Source organism: Enterobacter cloacae complex sp. Mu1197 (assembly GCF_040059225.1).
Taxonomy (GTDB): domain Bacteria; phylum Pseudomonadota; class Gammaproteobacteria; order Enterobacterales; family Enterobacteriaceae; genus Enterobacter; species Enterobacter quasiroggenkampii.
The window spans coordinates 2814012-2830914 of the sequence record NZ_CP157375.1; the positions used below are offsets into that span (position 1 = coordinate 2814012).

Here is a 16903-nt window from a genome sequence, read left to right on the forward strand (position 1 = left end):
AAACGGGAAAAGAAATCTTACGTCTTGATTGAGTTAGAACAATTTGTGAAAACTTATGCTTAAATCATTGTAACGCGACCAAATTGTTTCAGAGAAAAAACAGTGTTAATAACCCGCGCCCAGCTGTATTAAAATGCACCAGCGAATAAACAGCGTTATGCACCAAAATAATGAAATTTTTATGACTCTGCATCAAAAGAAGGCAAGCAAAACGTTTCGATAAAAATAAAACATTCCTGCGCGCGTTTACATCAACAATATATGCAACAATTTATCGCTTCGTTTATAAGGATAAATATTCACCAATTTTCAGTATCCTGAAAGAATGGTTAACTGGTGCTAAATTATCGAGTGCGTGAGTTAACTCCTGCACAGGTTCATCTAAGGCTTCATCTGCCAGTTCAAACACGCCCCAGTGAATGGGGAATGCCAATGGTGAGCCCAGCTGCAGCCACAATGCCACCGCAGATTGCGGATCCATATGATGGACAGCCATGAACCATCGTGGGGCATAGGCACCAATCGGTAACGCGGCAGCATCTATCTGGCCCAGGCGTTCAGGAATTAACAGCAGCTCAGGTGAATAGCCGGTATCACCGCTGAACCAGAAACGGTGATGCCGTCCTTCCATCACCCAGCCGCACCATAAGGAACGATTGCGGTTCCATGGCGTGCGCATGCTCCAGTGCTGTGCCGGTACGGCGGTCAGCGTCATCCCCTGCCAGGTGAAACTCTGCCACCAGTCGAGTTCGACCACGCGTTTTGCTCCCCGGCGACGAAACCAGTCGGCGAGGCCCAAAGGAACAAAAATACTGACGTCGGGAAAGCGTTTGAGGATTCGGCGAAGGGTTGCGTCATCAAGATGATCGTAATGATTATGGGAAATGACGACCGCATCCAGCTGATGAAGTTGCTCGACAGACAGTACGGGGGGTGTCTTACGCTGGGGTCCCAGGAAAGGCAGCGGAGAAGCGCGTCGAGAAAACACCGGATCGGTAAGGATGGTATTGCCGTCCAGCTGCAGCAACACGCTCGCGTGTCCGAGCCACCATACCCCATCTTCCTGAGGTTGCGTAAGCTCAACCGGTTGCCACCACTGGCGGATAAAGTCTTCATAACCCAGCGCGGGCGGCTTCGGTAATCCGGCCTCTTTACGCGCTTTACGCCAACGGTCAAGGTCGCCGGGTTGATGTCCGACAGGATCGGTATTACAAAAACCGTTTGGGGTGTGATGTTTCAGGGAGGGGTCATACCAGGGATTTTTCCAGACCACAGCCACCTCCCAGGACAAAAAGATTAACGCTCAGCCACCAGGCGGATAAAGTCGTCTTCGTCTTTGTTATCTTCAGCGACCGCGTCTTTCGGCGCGTCTTTCTCTTCCGGTTCGTTAGCCTCACACAGACGGCGTAGCAGCGCATTCTGACGTTTTTGCTGATCGAGCAGCGCTTCCAGCAGTTCGATCTGCTCGTTAGTACGGGAACTGGCGCGGTTCACGAAAAACCAGATGACCAGCCCCACAAGCAGAACCACCAAAGAAATCATCAGGGATGCTATATTCAGCAGCCCTGAATTCAGTAACTCACCCATTTCACCACCTCAATAAAAACGTCTATTTTACCACTGGCGCGAAGGAAGGAAATCACGTTGAGAAAAAATGTCTATTACCACGGAATAAACTTGTTTATTGCGCAAACGCCGCTAAAAAACTGTACATCCTGATCGCACATCACATTGATCGTCTGCGTCCATAACACCACGCACGCTATCAGCACGATAATCAGAATTACCCAGCGTATTTTTTTCACTCCACACTCCGTCTAAGGACCTGATGTAACGAGATTATCACGCTTATCTTAAACAAGGACTAACTGTGCCTCCATCGCGCTTTTTTCAGAATCCTGCACTTGTTTCATCGCGTAAACGCTTTACGCTAGCATTACGATAACAACGATAAAAGAGGTAATGATGCGATTCATCATTCGAACAATTATTGCACTGGCCCTTGTCTGGATTGGCCTTCTGTTAACGGGCTATGGCGTGCTCGTGGGGAGCACCGAAAACGCAGCCGGGCTAGGCATTCAGTGTAAATATCTCACAGCACAGGGAATGAGCACTGCCCAGTATCTGCATACTGACAGCGGGATCGTTGGTTTAACCCACTGCCCTGTACTGCGTAAAACATCCGTCGTGATTGATAATGGCTAATCAGCCTGGTGAATGACATACAAAAAACGCCGCATCAGATGCGGCGTTTTTCTCTACCAGCAGGGATTAAAACGGGTAGTCGTGATATCCCATCTGTTCAGAAATTTTCCGTGCCGCAGTGTGCAGAATAGCCACATACTCATGCAGACGCTCTTCGGAGAAGCGTAAGGTTGGGAAGGAGATACTCAAGCCCGCGATCACCACGCCAAAGCGGTCAAATACCGGAACGCCGATGCAGCGCAGACCCTCTTCCTGCTCTTCGTTATCTTCGCCATATCCCTGCTCGCGCACGCGGTCAAGCACCGTCAGCAGCGCATCCGTGCTGGTAATGGTTCGTGAGGTACTTTGCTTGTATTCCACGCCTTCAAGGATCTGCTTCACTTCCTCGCGATCGCGCCACGCCAGCAGAACTTTACCAATGGCGGTACTGTAGAGCGGGTTGCGGCGACCAATGCGCGAATACATGCGCAGATTGTACATGGAGTCGATTTTATGGATGTAAACGATGCTGTCTTCATCCAGCGCACCGAGATGAATGGTCTCTTTGGTCAGGCGAGAGATTTCACGCATCTGAATGTCAGCGCTGCGGATCAGGTCAACATTTTGTAGCGCACGCGCACCCAATTCAAACAGCTTCAGCGTCAGAGAATACTTTTCAGATTCGCCTTCCTGCGCAACATAACCCAGTGACTTCATGGTTTGCAAAAAGCGATAAACGGTGCTTTTTGACATCATCACGCGCTGCGACAGCTCTGTAATACCTATTTCACGCTCTTCTCCAAGCGCCTGTAAGATGCCAAACACCTTCAGCACGGAAGAAACAGAATCTGGCTGTTTATCCAAATCCGCAATAGCCATTTACCACCTCATAGCGAGTGTTTTATAAAAATCAGAACCGGTTTTTATTATAAGTTCCCGTCATGTCACCTGCAATCAATCCGCGTTTACTTCGTTACAAATCTGCGACATATCGCGGCTGTAACAATGCTAAAATAGTTACCCTGAGAATAATTTCACGCTGAGCTTTTTACTCCTGATGGAAAAGAATCTTTCTGATGGCCTGCCATTACCCCAACGGTATGGCGCAATAGCGACCATCATTATCGGTATCTCAATGGCCGTCCTTGACGGCGCGATTGCAAACGTTGCCCTGCCAACCATCGCCAGCGACCTGCATGCCTCACCCGCCAGTTCGATTTGGATTGTTAACGCCTACCAGATTGCGATTGTGGTGTCACTGCTCTCGTTCTCTTTCCTCGGCGATATGTTCGGCTACCGCCGGGTATATCAGTGCGGCCTGGTGGTTTTCACTTTTACCTCCCTGCTCTGTGCCCTTTCAGATTCACTGCATACCCTGACGCTTGCGCGTATTGCGCAGGGTTTTGGCGGCGCGGCGCTCATGAGCGTAAACACGGCGCTGATCCGCTTAATTTATCCGCAGCGTCATCTGGGGCGCGGAATGGGGATAAACTCGTTTATTGTCGCCGTCTCTTCTGCCGCCGGGCCAACCATTGCGGCGGCGATCCTCTCCGTTGCGTCATGGCAATGGCTGTTCGCCATTAACGTGCCGCTGGGTATCGTCGCCATCTTTTTTGCCCTGCGCTTTCTTCCCGCTAACGGCCCCAAAAGCAGCATGCCGCGCTTCGACGTGGCAAGTGCGGTGATGAATGCCCTGACCTTCGGCCTGTTGATTACGGCGCTGAGCGGCTTTGCGCAGGGACAATCTCTAATGATTACCGCCGCGGAGCTCATCGCCCTGCTGGCGATCGGCTTCTTCTTTGTACGCCGCCAGCTCACCCTGCCAGTTCCTTTGCTGCCCGTTGACCTGCTGCGTATTCCCCTCTTTTCGCTCTCCATCTGCACGTCTGTCTGCTCGTTCTGCGCCCAGATGCTAGCCCTGGTCTCCCTGCCCTTCTTTCTGCAGAGCGTAGTTGGCCGTTCAGAAGTGGAAACCGGGCTGCTGCTCACCCCCTGGCCGCTGGCGACAATGGTGATGGCACCGCTGGCAGGTTATTTAATTGAACGCGTTCATGCCGGTTTATTGGGCGCGTTGGGGCTGGCGGTGATGGCGACAGGCCTTTTCGCGTTAGCATTGTTGCCCTCGTCGCCTTCGGATCTGGACATCATCTGGCGCATGATCCTCTGCGGCGCAGGGTTTGGCCTGTTCCAGTCCCCCAATAACCACACCATTATCACCTCAGCGCCGCGGCATCGCAGCGGTGGGGCCAGCGGCATGCTGGGAACCGCGCGCCTGCTGGGGCAAAGCAGCGGTGCGGCGCTGGTCGCCCTGATGTTTAACCTTGCCGGACAAAACGGTAACCACCTTGCGCTCCTCACCGCAGGCGCCCTTGCCACCCTCGCGGCGGTCGTCAGTGGCCTGCGGGTGACCCAGCCCAGGGTTCAGGCATAAAAAAAGCCGGGCGGAGTGTTCTCCCGCCCGGCTTTTTGTGTTTTGTTGCGTTACTTCAGGTATTCCCCACTGCGCAGCGCTTCAATACGCTTATCCAGCGGCGGGTGAGACATAAACAGCTCGCTCAGCGATTTGGATTTACCGTTAATGCAGAAGGCCATCATGCTGTTCGCTTCCTGCGGCTCGTAGGAGGTTTTCAGACGCTGCAGCGCGGCAATCATCTTCTCACGACCAACCAGCTTCGCAGAGCCGGCATCCGCGTGGAATTCACGGTGACGAGAGAACCACATGGTGATGATGCTGGCCAGAATACCAAATACCAGTTCCAGAACCATCGACACGGCAAAATAGATCAGCGGGTTGCCGTTGCTCTCTTCGCCTTCGTCGCGGTTGCCGCCCATGAAGCCCGCGGCAATCTGCGCCAGAATACGGGAGATAAAGATCACGAAGGTGTTTACCACGCCCTGAATCAGGGTCATGGTCACCATGTCACCGTTGGCGATATGGCTGATTTCGTGGGCGATAACCGCTTCGGCTTCGTCACGGCTCATGTTCTGCAGCAGTCCGGTGCTGACAGCAACCAGTGACGCATCGCGACGGGCACCCGTGGCGAACGCGTTGATATCCGGAGCATGGTAAATGGCCACCTGCGGCATGGCGATCCCGGCCTGACGGGACTGCTGAGCCACCGTATTCATCAGCCACTGTTCCATATCGTTACGGGGTTGCTCAATGACCTCACCCCCTACCGATTTCAGTGCCATCCACTTCGACATCAGCAGGGAGATGAACGAGCCACCAAAACCAAACAGCAGCGCCATAATCAACAGACCCTGAACGCTGCTCGACTGAATTCCTGTCAGGCTTAGCACGAGCCCGAAAACCACCATCACCGCCAGGTTGGTGAGCAGGAAGAGCGCGATTCGCATCATAATTTTCTTTTTACCTCAGTTTAACAAAACGCACTATGCGATTACCCACATCGTATGGGTATTGCGGCTATTTTCAAGCATCCGGCGGGCGTAAGTCACCAGAAAGACACAACTTTACACAATTGAAAATCTGGCTGACGGAAGGATAAAGTACAAAAAGAAACAGGCACAATATCTTGTGCCTGTTGGGAGGTTATTTTGCCGGAGCGGGCTGTACGGCAGGTTTCTCTTTTTCCTGATTCGCCAGGTCGAGAGCGATATGCACCGTCTCGTCGAGATACGGATCCGGCTCCTGGTAATCTTTTGGCAGATCGTCCAGTTTCTTGAGCAGAGGCTTGCCTTCACGCTTGAAGCGATCGTTGATACGCGCCAGGCGGGTTGCATCGTCTTCGTTGTTCTCTTTTTCACGCTGAGCGTAGTTCAGAGAAACAATATTCCGCTTATCCTTCAGAGCATTGAATCGCGCAATGTCCTTCATGATGTACTGGAACTCCGGATCTTTCGCGATACGGTCGTTATGCGCCTTCAGCAACTCAGGGCCAAACTGCGTCATATCACCCGCTTTCACGTAGGTTGCGGCATTGATGCTGTCCCACGGCAACGCGTTATCTTCAAACTTCTCGCCGGTTTCCGTCTCTTGGGTGCCAGTCGGCATGATGATGTCCGGCGTGACGCCCTTACGCTGCGTACTGCCGCCGTTTACGCGGTAGAATTTCTGAATGGTGTACTGAACCGAGCCCAGCGCAGGCCATTCCGGACGCAGCATCTGATCGTAAATACGATTCAGAGAGCGGTACTGCTGAACAGTGCCTTTCCCGAAGGTTGGCTCACCGACGATCAGCGCGCGGCCGTAGTCCTGCATGGCTGCGGCAAAGATCTCAGACGCGGAAGCGCTGAACCGGTCAACCAGAACAACCAGCGGACCTTTGTAGTAGACCACACCGTCATTGTCCGCATCTTCGCGCACTTTACCGTTGTTATCGCGCACCTGAACCACCGGGCCAGATGGGATGAACAGGCCAGAGAGAGAAACCGCTTCCGTCAGCGCCCCGCCGCCGTTACTGCGCAGGTCGATGATGATGCTGCTGACGTTCTGCTTTTCAAGCTTCTGCAGCTGAACTTTCACATCGTCAGTCAGCCCGACGTAGAAGCCAGGAATATCCAGGACGCCCACCTTCTCTTTACCCACGGTTTTCACCGACATTTTCACCGCGCGGTCTTCCAGACGGATACGCTCACGGGTCAGGGTAACGATACGGGTTTTGGTGCCTTTTCCGGCTGGCAGAATTTCCAGACGAACCTTGCTGCCTTTCGGACCTTTGATCAGCGCAACCACGTCATCAAGACGCCAGCCGATCACGTCGACCATGTTCTGGCCGGTTTGTCCCACACCTACAATACGATCGCCAACGCTAATCGCTTTGCTTTTAGATGCCGGGCCACCCGCGACCATCGAATTGATCACCGTGTAATCATCGTCCATCTGCAGCACCGCGCCGATACCTTCCAGAGACAGGCTCATTTCGGTATTGAACTGTTCGGTGTTGCGTGGTGAGAGATAGTTGGTGTGCGGATCGATTTCGTGCGCAAAGGCCGTCATGGCCAGCGAGAAGACATCCTCACTGTTGGTCTGGGCCAGGCGACGAATGGCAAATTTGTAACGACGCGTCAGCGTGTCACGGATCTCTTTTTCGTCTTTGCCGGTGAGCTTAAGGCTCAGTTCGTCGTATTTAACTTTGCCGTCCCACAGCGCATTCAGCTCGGCTTCATCTTTTGGCCAGGGCGCTTTGCTGCGGTCCAGATTGAAGGTGTCGTTGCCGGTGAAGTCCATTGGACGTTCCAGCACTTTCAGCGCGTACTGATAGCGTTCGAAGCGGCGCTTTTGCGACAGGTTGTAGAGATCGTAGAACAGATCCAGCTTGCCTGAACGCAACTCGTCACCCACCTCGGATTTTCGCTTAGCGAACTGCTCGACATCGCTGGCGAGCAAAACGTTATGGCTGTAATCCAGCAAGTTCAGATAGCGGTCAAAGATTTTGGCCGAAAAGGCCTGATCGAGATCGAACTGACGATAGTGCGAACGGGTGAAACGTGAGGTCACGCGCTCGCTCACCGTCGCGTGCTGCGTCTCTTCCTTGAGAACCGGAATTTGATCAACACGCGTGATATCGTCCACTGCAAAAGCGTGACCTGTTATAGCAAACAGACCCGCCAGCGCGGTGAGCTTAAAAAAAGTGTTCATGCCAGGCTTGGCCTCCGTTTCAGAACAACAAGTGTTCTGCGCGTACAATCATTGACATACCAGAAGTCAGCTGTACACGAACGCCATCTTTGGTGATTTCCAGTACGGTGGCGTCCATAGCATTGTTACCCGCTTTTACCTTCAGTGCCTGACCGACGCTCAGGGCGTTAATGTCAGAAACCGGCGTATGGCGCGGCTCTTCACGAGGCGCACGCGGGGCTTTTGCTGCTGGTTTGTCTGCACGCGGTTTGCGATCGTTATTATCGTGACGACGCGGCGCAGGGCGTGGTTTACGCTCACGACGAGGCGCTTCTTCCTGGCCGTTTGCCGCGGCGGCTTCGCGTTTTTTCGCTTGCTGTTCCGCACGTTGTGCCTGAACGCGTGCTTTGGCTTCTTCCAGCTGCTTGCGCGCATGCTCAACGTGCTGCTCGTCCAGCTCACCGCAAGGGTTGCCGTCGAGATCCACGCGAGTCGCGCCAGGTTTGATACCGTACAGGTAACGCCAGCTCGAAGTATAAAGACGTAAGGCGGAACGCAGCTGAGTTTTGCTGAGGTTCATTTCCCCTTCAACACGTGCCACCAGATCCTGAAAAATACCGACTTTCAGGGGACGAGCTTCGCCTTCCGCGCTGAAGCACTGCGGGAAACGCTCGGCCAGAAATGCGATAACTTCTTTACTGCTATTCAACTTAGGTTGATTTTCCATGAAATTTCCTGATTACAACGGACGTTGCCAACAAGCGCAGGCATGAACAGGCGTCATTATAATGACGCTATCAGTAAATGCTACGTTATCCGTTGATTATCCTGCGACGCTCGCAAAGAATTTTTGATAATCGGTTGCTGCGAGTACGTTTTCCAGATTCGCCACCAGCTCGCGCAGCCCCTGTTCGTCCTCGGTTGTAAAGCGACTGAAGACCGTACTGTCGATGTCCAGAACGCCAATAATCTGATTTTTGACCACCAGCGGCAGAACGATTTCAGAATTACTGGCAGCATCACAGGCAATGTGTCCATCAAACGCATGAACGTCTTCCACACGCTGGACCTGATTCTCGGCCACCGCCGTGCCGCATACGCCACGCCCAACCGGGATACGCACGCAGGCCAGTTTGCCCTGGAACGGACCAAGCACCAGCGTTTCACCTTCCAGAAGGTAAAAGCCCGCCCAGTTTACGTCAGAGAGACGTTCAAACAGCAATGCGCTAGTATTTGCCAGAGTGGCTAAGAAGCTGGTCTCACCCGCCATCAATGCCTTAAAATCGCGGTTCAGATCCGCGTAGAATTCTGTTTTGTTCATTATTCAATCACTTAGTTGTCTTACAAAATTACCGCATAGCCTATTAAAATAAGCATTAAATGCGCTCATGCTCAAGATGAATCCGTTCATGAGTTATTATAACTTTCAACAATACTTATTTGTGCGCAGCTGATGGCCTTAAAAACAACCAAAATTACGCCGACGAGAAAGATAACTGTCCATACGGTAAGCGAAGCTTTGCCTCGTGCACATTATCAGCGTTGCCCCCAGTGCGATACGCTTTTTATGTTGCCGAAGATGAAATCGCACCAAAGTGCCTTCTGTCCCCGCTGCGACGCCAAAATTCGCGATGGCCGCGACTGGTCGTTGACCCGCCTCGCCGCCATGGCCGTCACCATGCTGCTACTGATGCCCTTCGCCTGGAGCGAACCGCTGCTGAAGCTCTACCTGCTTGGCGTGCGCATTGATGCCAACGTGCTGCAGGGTATCTGGCAGATGACCCGTCAGGGCGATCCCATCACCGCCGCGATGGTGCTGTTCTGCACCGTGGGCGCACCGCTGGTGCTGGTTGCCGCCATTGCCTATCTCTGGTTTGGCAATATTCTTGGCATGAACCTTCGCCCGGTGCTGCTGATGCTGGATAAGCTCAAAGAGTGGGTCATGCTGGATATCTATCTGGTCGGCGTGGGCGTTGCGTCCATAAAAGTCCAGGACTACGCCTTTTTGCAGCCCGGCATTGGACTCTTTGCTTTCATCTGTCTGGTGTTGCTGAGCATCCTGACGCTGATCCACCTGAACGTTGAGCAGCTCTGGGAGCGTTTTTACCCTCAGCGCCCCGCCACGCGCCCCGATGAAAATCTGCGCGTCTGTCTGGGATGCCACTATACCGGGTTGCCCGACCCGCGCGGACGCTGCCCGCGGTGCCACATTCCATTACGGCTGCGGCGCAACAACAGCCTGCAAAAATGCTGGGCCGCGCTGATCGCCTCCCTGGTGTTCCTGATCCCCGCCAATATGCTGCCTATTTCCATCATTTACGTGAATGGCGGACGTCAGGAGGATACTATCCTCTCCGGGATTATCTCCCTTGCGCACAGCAATGTCGGGGTGGCGGCGATCGTCTTTATTGCCAGTATCCTGGTTCCCTTTACCAAAGTGGTAGTGATGATTACCCTGCTCATCAGCATTCACTTAAAGTGTGAACAAGGTTTACGGACACGCATTCTGCTTCTGCGATTCGTCACCTGGATTGGCCGCTGGTCAATGTTAGATTTGTTCGTGATTTCGCTGATGATGTCGCTCATCAATCGCGATCAGTTACTTGCTTTTACAATGGGACCCGCGGCTTTTTATTTCGGCTCTGCGGTGATATTGACTATTCTTGCTGTGGAATGGCTGGATAGCCGCTTACTTTGGGATGCACATGAGTCAGGAAACCCCCGCTTCGCCGACTGAAGCGAGAATTAAAACAAAACGCCGCATTTCGCCATTCTGGTTGCTGCCCGTCATCGCCCTGATGATTGCAGGCTGGCTTATCTGGACAAGCTATGAAGATCGCGGGAGTACAGTCACCATTGATTTCCAGACCGCCGACGGCATCGTCGCCGGACGAACGCCCGTTCGCTTCCAGGGGGTTGAGGTCGGTACGGTGCAGGATATCTCACTTGGAAAAGGGCTGAACAAGATTCAGGTGCGGGTCAGTATCAAATCTGACATGCAGGATGCCCTGCGCAGCGAAACGCAGTTCTGGCTGGTGACGCCAAAAGCCTCGCTGGCCGGTGTTTCCGGGCTGGATGCGCTCGTGGGCGGGAACTATATCGGCATGATGCCGGGCAAAGGCGAACCGCAGGATCACTTTGTGGCTCTGGATACGCAGCCCAAATACCGCCTCAATAACGGCGATTTGATGATTCATCTCCAGGCGCCGGACCTCGGTTCCCTGAACAGTGGCTCCCTGGTCTATTTCCGTAAGATCCCGGTTGGCCGCGTGTACGATTACGCAATTAACCCGAATAAACAGGGCGTTACCATTGATGTGCTGATCGAGCGTCGCTTCACCAATCTGGTGAAAAAGGGCAGCCGCTTCTGGAACGTCTCCGGCGTGGATGCCGACCTCAGCCTGAGCGGTGCGAAAGTGAAGCTGGAAAGTCTGGCCGCCCTGGTGAACGGCGCCATTGCCTTTGACTCCCCGGAAAACTCGAGCCCTGCCACCGCTGATGACACGTTCGGATTGTACGCCGACCTGGCGCACAGCCAGCGCGGCGTGATCGTCAAGCTTGCCCTGCCCGATGCTAAGGGGCTAAAAGCGGGTTCAACGCCGCTGATGTATCAGGGTCTGCAGGTCGGCCAGCTCACCAAAATGACGCTCAACCCGGGCGGGTCGGTCACCGGCGAAATGACGGTCGATCCGAGCGTGGTCGATCTCCTGCGCGAGAAAACGCGCATCGAAATGCGCAGTCCAAAGATCTCCCTGAACGATACCAGCCTCAGCACGCTGTTGACCGGCAATACCTTTGAACTGATCCCGGGGGAAGGTCAGCCCAGTAACAGCTTCGTGATTGCTCCGGCGGATAAAGCTCTGTTGCAAAAACCGGGCGTGGTGACGGTTACCCTGAATGCGCCTGAAAGCTATGGGATTGAAGCCGGTCAGCCGTTGATTTTACATGGCGTGCAGGTGGGACAGGTGCTGGAGCGCAAGCTCTCCGCAGAGGGGGTGCAATTCTCCGTCGCCATCGACCCGCAATACAGAGACCTGGTGCACGGTGACAGTAAATTCGTGGTGAACAGTCGCGTCGACGTGAAGGTGGGTCTGGACGGCGTGGAGTTTCTCGGTGCCAGCGCCAGCGAATGGGTCAACGGCGGTATCCGCATTTTACCGGGGGATAAAGGCCCCGTGCGCGGCAGCTACCCGCTGTATGCCAACCTGGAGAAAGCGATTGAAAACAGCCTGAGCGATCTTCCTACTACCACGCTGACGTTAAGCGCCGAGACCCTGCCGGACGTTCAGGCGGGCTCCGTGGTGCTGTATCGCAAGTTTGAAGTCGGGGAAGTGATTACCGTTCGCCCGCGTGCCGACGCCTTTGATATCGAACTGCACATCAAGCCGGAGTACCGCAAGCTGCTGACGCCAAACAGCGTCTTCTGGGCCGAAGGCGGCGCGAAAGTTCAGCTTAACGGTAACGGACTGACCGTGCAGGCCTCTCCGCTGTCACGCGCGCTGCGGGGGGCGATTAGCTTCGATAACCTCAGCGGTGCGGGCGCGAATCTGCGCAAGGGCGATAAACGTATTCTCTTCCCGTCCGAGACCGCCGCCCGCGCCGTGGGTGGGCAGATTACCCTGCACGCGTTTGACGCCGGTAAGCTGGCAGAAGGCATGCCCATCCGCTATCTGGGTATTGATATCGGGCAGATCCAGAAGCTGACGCTGATCACCTCGCGTAACGAGGTGCAGGCCACCGCCGTACTTTACCCGGAATATGTGCAGACCTTTGCCCGGACGGGTACGCGCTTCTCGGTGGTCACGCCGCAGATCTCGGCCGCGGGCGTTGAGCATCTCGACACCATTTTGCAGCCGTACATCAACGTGGAGCCAGGCCAGGGCAATGCCCGTCGTGATTTCGAGCTGCAGGAAGCCACGATCACCGACTCGCGCTACCTTGGCGGCCTGAGCATCGTGGTGGAAGTGCCGGAAGCGGGCTCGCTGAGCATCGGCACGCCTGTACTGTTCCGCGGTATTGAAGTCGGTACGGTCACGGGCCTGACGCTCGGTACGCTCTCTGACCGCGTAATGGTGGCGTTGCGCATCAGTGAACGCTACCAGCATCTGGTACGTAATAACTCGGTATTCTGGCTGGCATCCGGCTATTCGCTGGACTTTGGCCTGACGGGAGGCGTGGTGAAAACCGGCACCTTCAACCAGTTCATTCGCGGTGGCATTGCCTTTGCCACGCCGCCGGGAACGCCGCTGGCACCGAAAGCGCAGCCGGGTAAACACTTCCTGCTGCTCGAAAGCGAACCGAAAGAGTGGCGCGAATGGGGAACCGCCCTGCCGCGTTAATCTGCAAGGCTCCGGTGTCAACGCACCGGGGCCTTTATGTTACACTGCGCACCTGAACTTTTCCCTGTGGTGTGCCCGTGGCTCAAAACTCCGTATTTCTTCCTGAACAATTCCTGGCGCAGATGCGCGAGGCGCTTCCTTCTCACCTGTCGTTAGACGATTTTATCGCCGCCTGCCAGCGTCCGTTACGCCGCAGTATTCGCGTCAACACGCTGAAAATCAGCGTCGAGGATTTTCTGGCGCTGGTCGCGCCCTACAGCTGGCAGCTTACGCCGGTACCGTGGTGCGCTGAGGGGTTCTGGATCGAGCGCGATGACGAAGACGCCGTGCCGCTGGGAAGCACCGCTGAACATCTGAGCGGCCTGTTCTATATCCAGGAAGCCAGCTCTATGCTGCCGGTGGCAGCCCTGTTCGCCGATGGCAATTCGCCTGAACGCGTAATGGATGTGGCCGCGGCGCCTGGCTCAAAAACCACGCAGATTGCCGCCCGTATGGGTAATCGGGGCGCGATCCTCGCCAACGAGTTTTCCGCCAGCCGCGTGAAGGTATTGCATGCCAACATCAGCCGCTGCGGTATTCATAATGTTGCCCTGACGCACTTCGACGGACGCGTGTTTGGCGCCGCCTTGCCGGAAGCCTTCGACGCCATCCTGCTGGATGCCCCTTGCTCCGGCGAAGGGGTGGTGCGTAAAGATCCCGATGCGTTAAAGAACTGGTCCGTGGAAAGCAACCTTGAGATCGCCGCCACGCAGCGGGAGCTGATCGAGAGCGCATTCCATGCCCTTCGCCCAGGCGGCACGCTGGTCTATTCAACGTGCACCTTAAACCGCGATGAAAACGAAGACGTCTGTTTGTGGCTGAAAGCGCAATACCCGGATGCGGTCGAATTCCTGCCGCTTAACGATCTGTTTGCCTCAGCACAGGAGGCGGTCACCCCTGAGGGTTTCCTTCATGTGTTCCCACAGATTTACGACTGCGAAGGCTTCTTTGTGGCACGTCTGCGTAAAACACAGGCGGTTGCTCCCCTGCCCGCACCTAAATTCAAGGTCGGCAACTTCCCGTTTGCCCCCCTCAAAGGGCGCGATGCAGCACAGCTTGTCGCCGCCGCCGAAAAAGTTGGCCTGATCTGGGATGAGAGCCTGCACCTCTGGATGCGGGATAAAGAGGTATGGCTGTTCCCGGCTGAGATCGAACCGCTCATCGGAAAGGTCCGTTTTTCCCGAATCGGGATCCGCCTGGCGGAAGTGCATAATAAAGGCTATCGCTGGCAGCATGAGGCCGTCATCGCCCTTGCCGGACGCGAGAATACCTTTGCCCTGACGCATCAGGAAGCCGAAGAGTGGTACCGTGGTCGCGATGTCTATCCGGACAGCACGCCATCAGGCGATGAAGTGATCGTGACGTATCAGGGATACCCGCTCGGGCTGGCAAAAAAAGTCGGTTCACGACTGAAAAACAGCTATCCGCGCGAGCTGGTTCGCGATGGACGGCTGTTTACCGGTAACGATCGCATGGCCTGAAAAAAAGCGCATTTTTTTACTGGCGATTTTGCTCTCCTTGTCTACGATCAAAAATGGGTGGCCGCACTGGTCATACCAGATTTTGACAACCGACCCGGAGAGCACTATGACGAAAACCAGCGTGCGTATTGGCGCTTTTGAGATCGACGACGCAGAGCTGCGCGGCGAAGCACAAGGCGATCGAACGTTAAGTATTCCCTGCAAATCCGACCCGGATTTGTGCATGCAGCTCGATGCATGGGATGCAGACACCAGCGTCCCGGCAATACTTGATGGCGAACACTCAGTCCTTTACCGTGAGCATTACGATAGTAAAACCGATGCCTGGGTCATGCGTCTTGCCTGACCTAAAGAGAACCCGCCCGAAGGCGGGTTATTTATTACTGCAGCTGCGCCAGCGTAAAGTAACCGTCAAATACGGCGCCCGTATCAATGTAGTGAAGATTGGCAAAATCATACCTTCTGTCGACAGGCGTATGTCCGAACCAGAAATGATCCGCACCGCTGATGCCCTGCCCTTTGCCCACCATAAACCCCATCAACCGATCGCGGTCCCATAAAACGCGATGGGCACTGACCGGTTTTTGCCAGCGGTATTCCGCTGCCGGATAATCCGCATGGGCAATCACGTTCAGACCGTTCACACAGGTTATCTCGATGATATGCGGTAAATCGCGACAGGCCTCGAGTAACGACAGCGCAAGCTGTTGCTGGTCGCGTTCAAGTTGCGCAAACCACATTCCGCCATTCATCATCCAGAGAGAAAAATCGTTATTATCCAGACCGTCGAGCGCCATTTGCTCATGGTTGCCCCGGATGGCACGAAACCATTTTTCATGAATTAACTGCAGGCATTTCACGCTATCAGGCCCACGATCGATCATATCCCCAACGGAAATAAGCAAATCCTCATACGGGTTAAAATGACGGCGTTTAAGCTCCTCCATAAGCCACTGATAACAGCCATGTATATCGCTGACAACCCAGACGTGACGCCACATCCCACCTTCAATTCGCTGATACATAGCCCCTCCTGTTAACAGTATAGCCGCCTCAGAAAATGCATCAGACGGGTGTGGTCCTCATGAAGTGAAACAAACGGTAAACCAAACAGAAATAAAGATCCTCGCGCTATTAATCCCTTTTTCCTGGCTCTTTAGAATAAAGGGAGAAAAAAAGAGGGGTCTTCACGTGTCTAATACGCACCTGCATAACGATGTTTTCTATCCGCATCGCACAAATATTATTTCCGAGCTGGTGAACGGCAAACGCGTCCCGGGACCGATCTGGCGCAAACGCGAATATCGCCTGAAGTTCCTGTTACGTTCGCTGGTGTTCTGGTCTTCTACCCATCGAATGCTGGAGGCGCTTTCTGGTCGCGACGATTTCGACAAACTGCTGGCCTCTCAAATTACATTGCCAAGCAAAACCCACCGGCAGTACCTGATGCGCGGTTTGACGGCTAACGATCGCGCCGACGCGATCGTTAGCCATTATTACTGGATTGATAGCCTGAAAGAGAGCTGCCTCGCCCAGGCCCTGACCAGCCCGCAGGAGCAACCCGTTGCGCAGTTCCATGCAAAAGACGGTGTTATCTATACGGTCAATGCGTCCTCTGCGGGGAAAGCCGAGCGTGAAGGTGAAAGCACGCTGTGGCTTCGCGACAACGAGGATACGCTGCTGGCCAGCCTGACCTTTAGCGTCGCGCGCAGCAATGGTCAGCAAGTCATGGTCATTGGCGGGCTTCAGGGTCCCCGCCGCAACGTAACGCGTGACGTGATTAAACAGGCCACCCGCGCCTGCCACGGCTTGTTCCCAAAGCGCGTGTTGATGGAAGTGCTTTTCCAGCTGGCTGCACAGTCCTCTGTCCGGGCGATTTTTGCCGTCAGCGATGAGGGCCACGTGTTCCGCGCGTTGCGCTATCGCCTCAGCAAAGGCCGTCATTTCCACGCCAGCTATGATGAATTCTGGGCATCTCTGGACGGTAAAAAACTCTCCGCTTTCTGCTGGCAGCTGCCGCTGCAGATGGCGCGCAAATCCCTTGAAGAGATCGCCAGTAAAAAACGCGCTGAATACCGCCGTCGCTTTGAGCTGCTTGATGAAATTGAGGCGTCGGTAAAGTCGTACTTTTAGACCCCGCACGCGCTTTCCTGAATTGCACACGAAAATTTAACAAAACAGGCAAAAAGGGCTGGACTACAGCATGCCGTAGTGTGTTATGTTTTAACCAGACGTACAGGACGTGCGCTGCAGAAGTGAGACAACGAAAGGATTAG

General features: G+C 54.4%; 16 protein-coding genes. 7 read left to right on the forward strand and 9 right to left on the reverse strand.

Going from position 1 to position 16903, the window contains the following annotated elements; genetic code table 11:
- Nucleotides 1-283: 283 nt before the first annotated feature.
- The 3 genes from ABFV38_RS13300 to mgrB form a co-directional block, all read right to left on the reverse strand.
- The gene (locus ABFV38_RS13300) at nt 284-1273 is read right to left on the reverse strand and encodes an MBL fold metallo-hydrolase (RefSeq protein WP_348957412.1); all 990 of its coding nucleotides are present in this window, start codon (nt 1271-1273) and stop codon (nt 284-286) included.
- A gap of 23 nt (nt 1274-1296) precedes the next feature.
- Entirely contained in the window at nt 1297-1587 is a 291-nt protein-coding gene (locus tag ABFV38_RS13305) for a YebO family protein (RefSeq protein ID WP_024909723.1), read from the reverse strand.
- 74 nt (nt 1588-1661) lie between these two features.
- Nucleotides 1662-1805: a PhoP/PhoQ regulator MgrB gene (gene mgrB, locus ABFV38_RS13310; protein ID WP_006175995.1), complete on the reverse strand. Its 144-nt coding sequence runs from the start codon at nt 1803-1805 to the stop codon at nt 1662-1664.
- A 160-nt stretch (nt 1806-1965) separates the two neighbouring features.
- Between mgrB and ABFV38_RS13315 the strand changes: the two genes are divergently transcribed.
- The gene (locus ABFV38_RS13315; protein ID WP_045908230.1) at nt 1966-2205 is read left to right on the forward strand and encodes a YobH family protein; all 240 of its coding nucleotides are present in this window, start codon (nt 1966-1968) and stop codon (nt 2203-2205) included.
- Between the two features lie 66 nt (nt 2206-2271).
- Here ABFV38_RS13315 and kdgR read toward each other — a convergent pair whose 3' ends face one another.
- Complete coding sequence (gene kdgR / locus ABFV38_RS13320; RefSeq protein WP_023312208.1) at nt 2272-3063, reverse strand: DNA-binding transcriptional regulator KdgR; 792 nt, start codon at nt 3061-3063, stop codon at nt 2272-2274.
- A 178-nt stretch (nt 3064-3241) separates the two neighbouring features.
- Between kdgR and ABFV38_RS13325 the strand changes: the two genes are divergently transcribed.
- Complete coding sequence (locus ABFV38_RS13325; RefSeq protein WP_045908229.1) at nt 3242-4615, forward strand: MFS transporter; 1374 nt, start codon at nt 3242-3244, stop codon at nt 4613-4615.
- A 50-nt stretch (nt 4616-4665) separates the two neighbouring features.
- On the opposite strand, the gene htpX is transcribed toward ABFV38_RS13325, so the two are convergent.
- The 4 genes from htpX to ABFV38_RS13345 form a co-directional block, all read right to left on the reverse strand.
- Entirely contained in the window at nt 4666-5547 is an 882-nt protein-coding gene (htpX, locus tag ABFV38_RS13330) for a protease HtpX (RefSeq protein ID WP_014884290.1), read from the reverse strand.
- Between the two features lie 193 nt (nt 5548-5740).
- A complete protein-coding gene (prc, locus tag ABFV38_RS13335) occupies nt 5741-7789 on the reverse strand; it encodes a carboxy terminal-processing peptidase (protein WP_025910096.1) in 2049 nt (682 codons plus the stop codon).
- Between the two features lie 19 nt (nt 7790-7808).
- Nucleotides 7809-8495: an RNA chaperone ProQ gene (gene proQ / locus ABFV38_RS13340; protein WP_014884292.1), complete on the reverse strand. Its 687-nt coding sequence runs from the start codon at nt 8493-8495 to the stop codon at nt 7809-7811.
- A gap of 96 nt (nt 8496-8591) precedes the next feature.
- Nucleotides 8592-9089 (reverse strand): GAF domain-containing protein, encoded by a 498-nt coding sequence (locus tag ABFV38_RS13345; protein ID WP_008500476.1) that lies wholly within the window; start codon nt 9087-9089, stop codon nt 8592-8594.
- Between the two features lie 132 nt (nt 9090-9221).
- On the opposite strand from ABFV38_RS13345, the gene yebS reads away from it, so the two are divergent.
- From yebS to ABFV38_RS13365, 4 genes are all read left to right on the forward strand, one after another.
- Entirely contained in the window at nt 9222-10505 is a 1284-nt protein-coding gene (gene yebS / locus ABFV38_RS13350; RefSeq protein WP_045908227.1) for a membrane integrity lipid transport subunit YebS, read from the forward strand.
- Nucleotides 10474-13107: an MlaD family protein gene (locus ABFV38_RS13355; protein ID WP_348957413.1), complete on the forward strand. Its 2634-nt coding sequence runs from the start codon at nt 10474-10476 to the stop codon at nt 13105-13107. Before yebS ends, ABFV38_RS13355 begins: the two co-directional genes overlap by 32 nt.
- 77 nt (nt 13108-13184) lie before the next feature.
- Entirely contained in the window at nt 13185-14627 is a 1443-nt protein-coding gene (rsmF, locus tag ABFV38_RS13360) for a 16S rRNA (cytosine(1407)-C(5))-methyltransferase RsmF (RefSeq protein WP_348957414.1), read from the forward strand.
- A 106-nt stretch (nt 14628-14733) separates the two neighbouring features.
- A complete protein-coding gene (locus ABFV38_RS13365; protein ID WP_008500472.1) occupies nt 14734-14973 on the forward strand; it encodes a YebV family protein in 240 nt (79 codons plus the stop codon).
- Nucleotides 14974-15007: 34 nt separating this feature from the next.
- Here the strand turns inward: ABFV38_RS13365 and pphA are convergent, their stop codons facing one another.
- On the reverse strand, nt 15008-15652 hold the full coding sequence (gene pphA, locus ABFV38_RS13370; protein WP_348957415.1) for a protein-serine/threonine phosphatase: 645 nt from the start codon (nt 15650-15652) through the stop codon (nt 15008-15010).
- A 166-nt stretch (nt 15653-15818) separates the two neighbouring features.
- Between pphA and ABFV38_RS13375 the strand changes: the two genes are divergently transcribed.
- Nucleotides 15819-16760: a VirK/YbjX family protein gene (locus ABFV38_RS13375; RefSeq protein ID WP_235403171.1), complete on the forward strand. Its 942-nt coding sequence runs from the start codon at nt 15819-15821 to the stop codon at nt 16758-16760.
- Nucleotides 16761-16903: the final 143 nt, after the last annotated feature.

Bases quoted from the DNA above. Each gene is read 5' to 3' on its own strand.
- ABFV38_RS13305 (WP_024909723.1), bottom strand. From the start codon at position 1,587: ATGGGTGAGTTACTGAATTCAGGGCTGCTGAATATAGCATCCCTGATG.
- ABFV38_RS13315 (WP_045908230.1), top strand. From the start codon at position 1,966: ATGCGATTCATCATTCGAACAATTATTGCACTGGCCCTTGTCTGGATT.
- kdgR (WP_023312208.1), bottom strand. From the start codon at position 3,063: ATGGCTATTGCGGATTTGGATAAACAGCCAGATTCTGTTTCTTCCGTG.
- ABFV38_RS13325 (WP_045908229.1), top strand. From the start codon at position 3,242: ATGGAAAAGAATCTTTCTGATGGCCTGCCATTACCCCAACGGTATGGC.
- htpX (WP_014884290.1), bottom strand. From the start codon at position 5,547: ATGATGCGAATCGCGCTCTTCCTGCTCACCAACCTGGCGGTGATGGTG.
- prc (WP_025910096.1), bottom strand. From the start codon at position 7,789: ATGAACACTTTTTTTAAGCTCACCGCGCTGGCGGGTCTGTTTGCTATA.
- proQ (WP_014884292.1), bottom strand. From the start codon at position 8,495: ATGGAAAATCAACCTAAGTTGAATAGCAGTAAAGAAGTTATCGCATTT.
- ABFV38_RS13345 (WP_008500476.1), bottom strand. From the start codon at position 9,089: ATGAACAAAACAGAATTCTACGCGGATCTGAACCGCGATTTTAAGGCA.
- yebS (WP_045908227.1), top strand. From the start codon at position 9,222: ATGGCCTTAAAAACAACCAAAATTACGCCGACGAGAAAGATAACTGTC.
- ABFV38_RS13355 (WP_348957413.1), top strand. From the start codon at position 10,474: ATGAGTCAGGAAACCCCCGCTTCGCCGACTGAAGCGAGAATTAAAACA.
- ABFV38_RS13365 (WP_008500472.1), top strand. From the start codon at position 14,734: ATGACGAAAACCAGCGTGCGTATTGGCGCTTTTGAGATCGACGACGCA.
- pphA (WP_348957415.1), bottom strand. From the start codon at position 15,652: ATGTATCAGCGAATTGAAGGTGGGATGTGGCGTCACGTCTGGGTTGTC.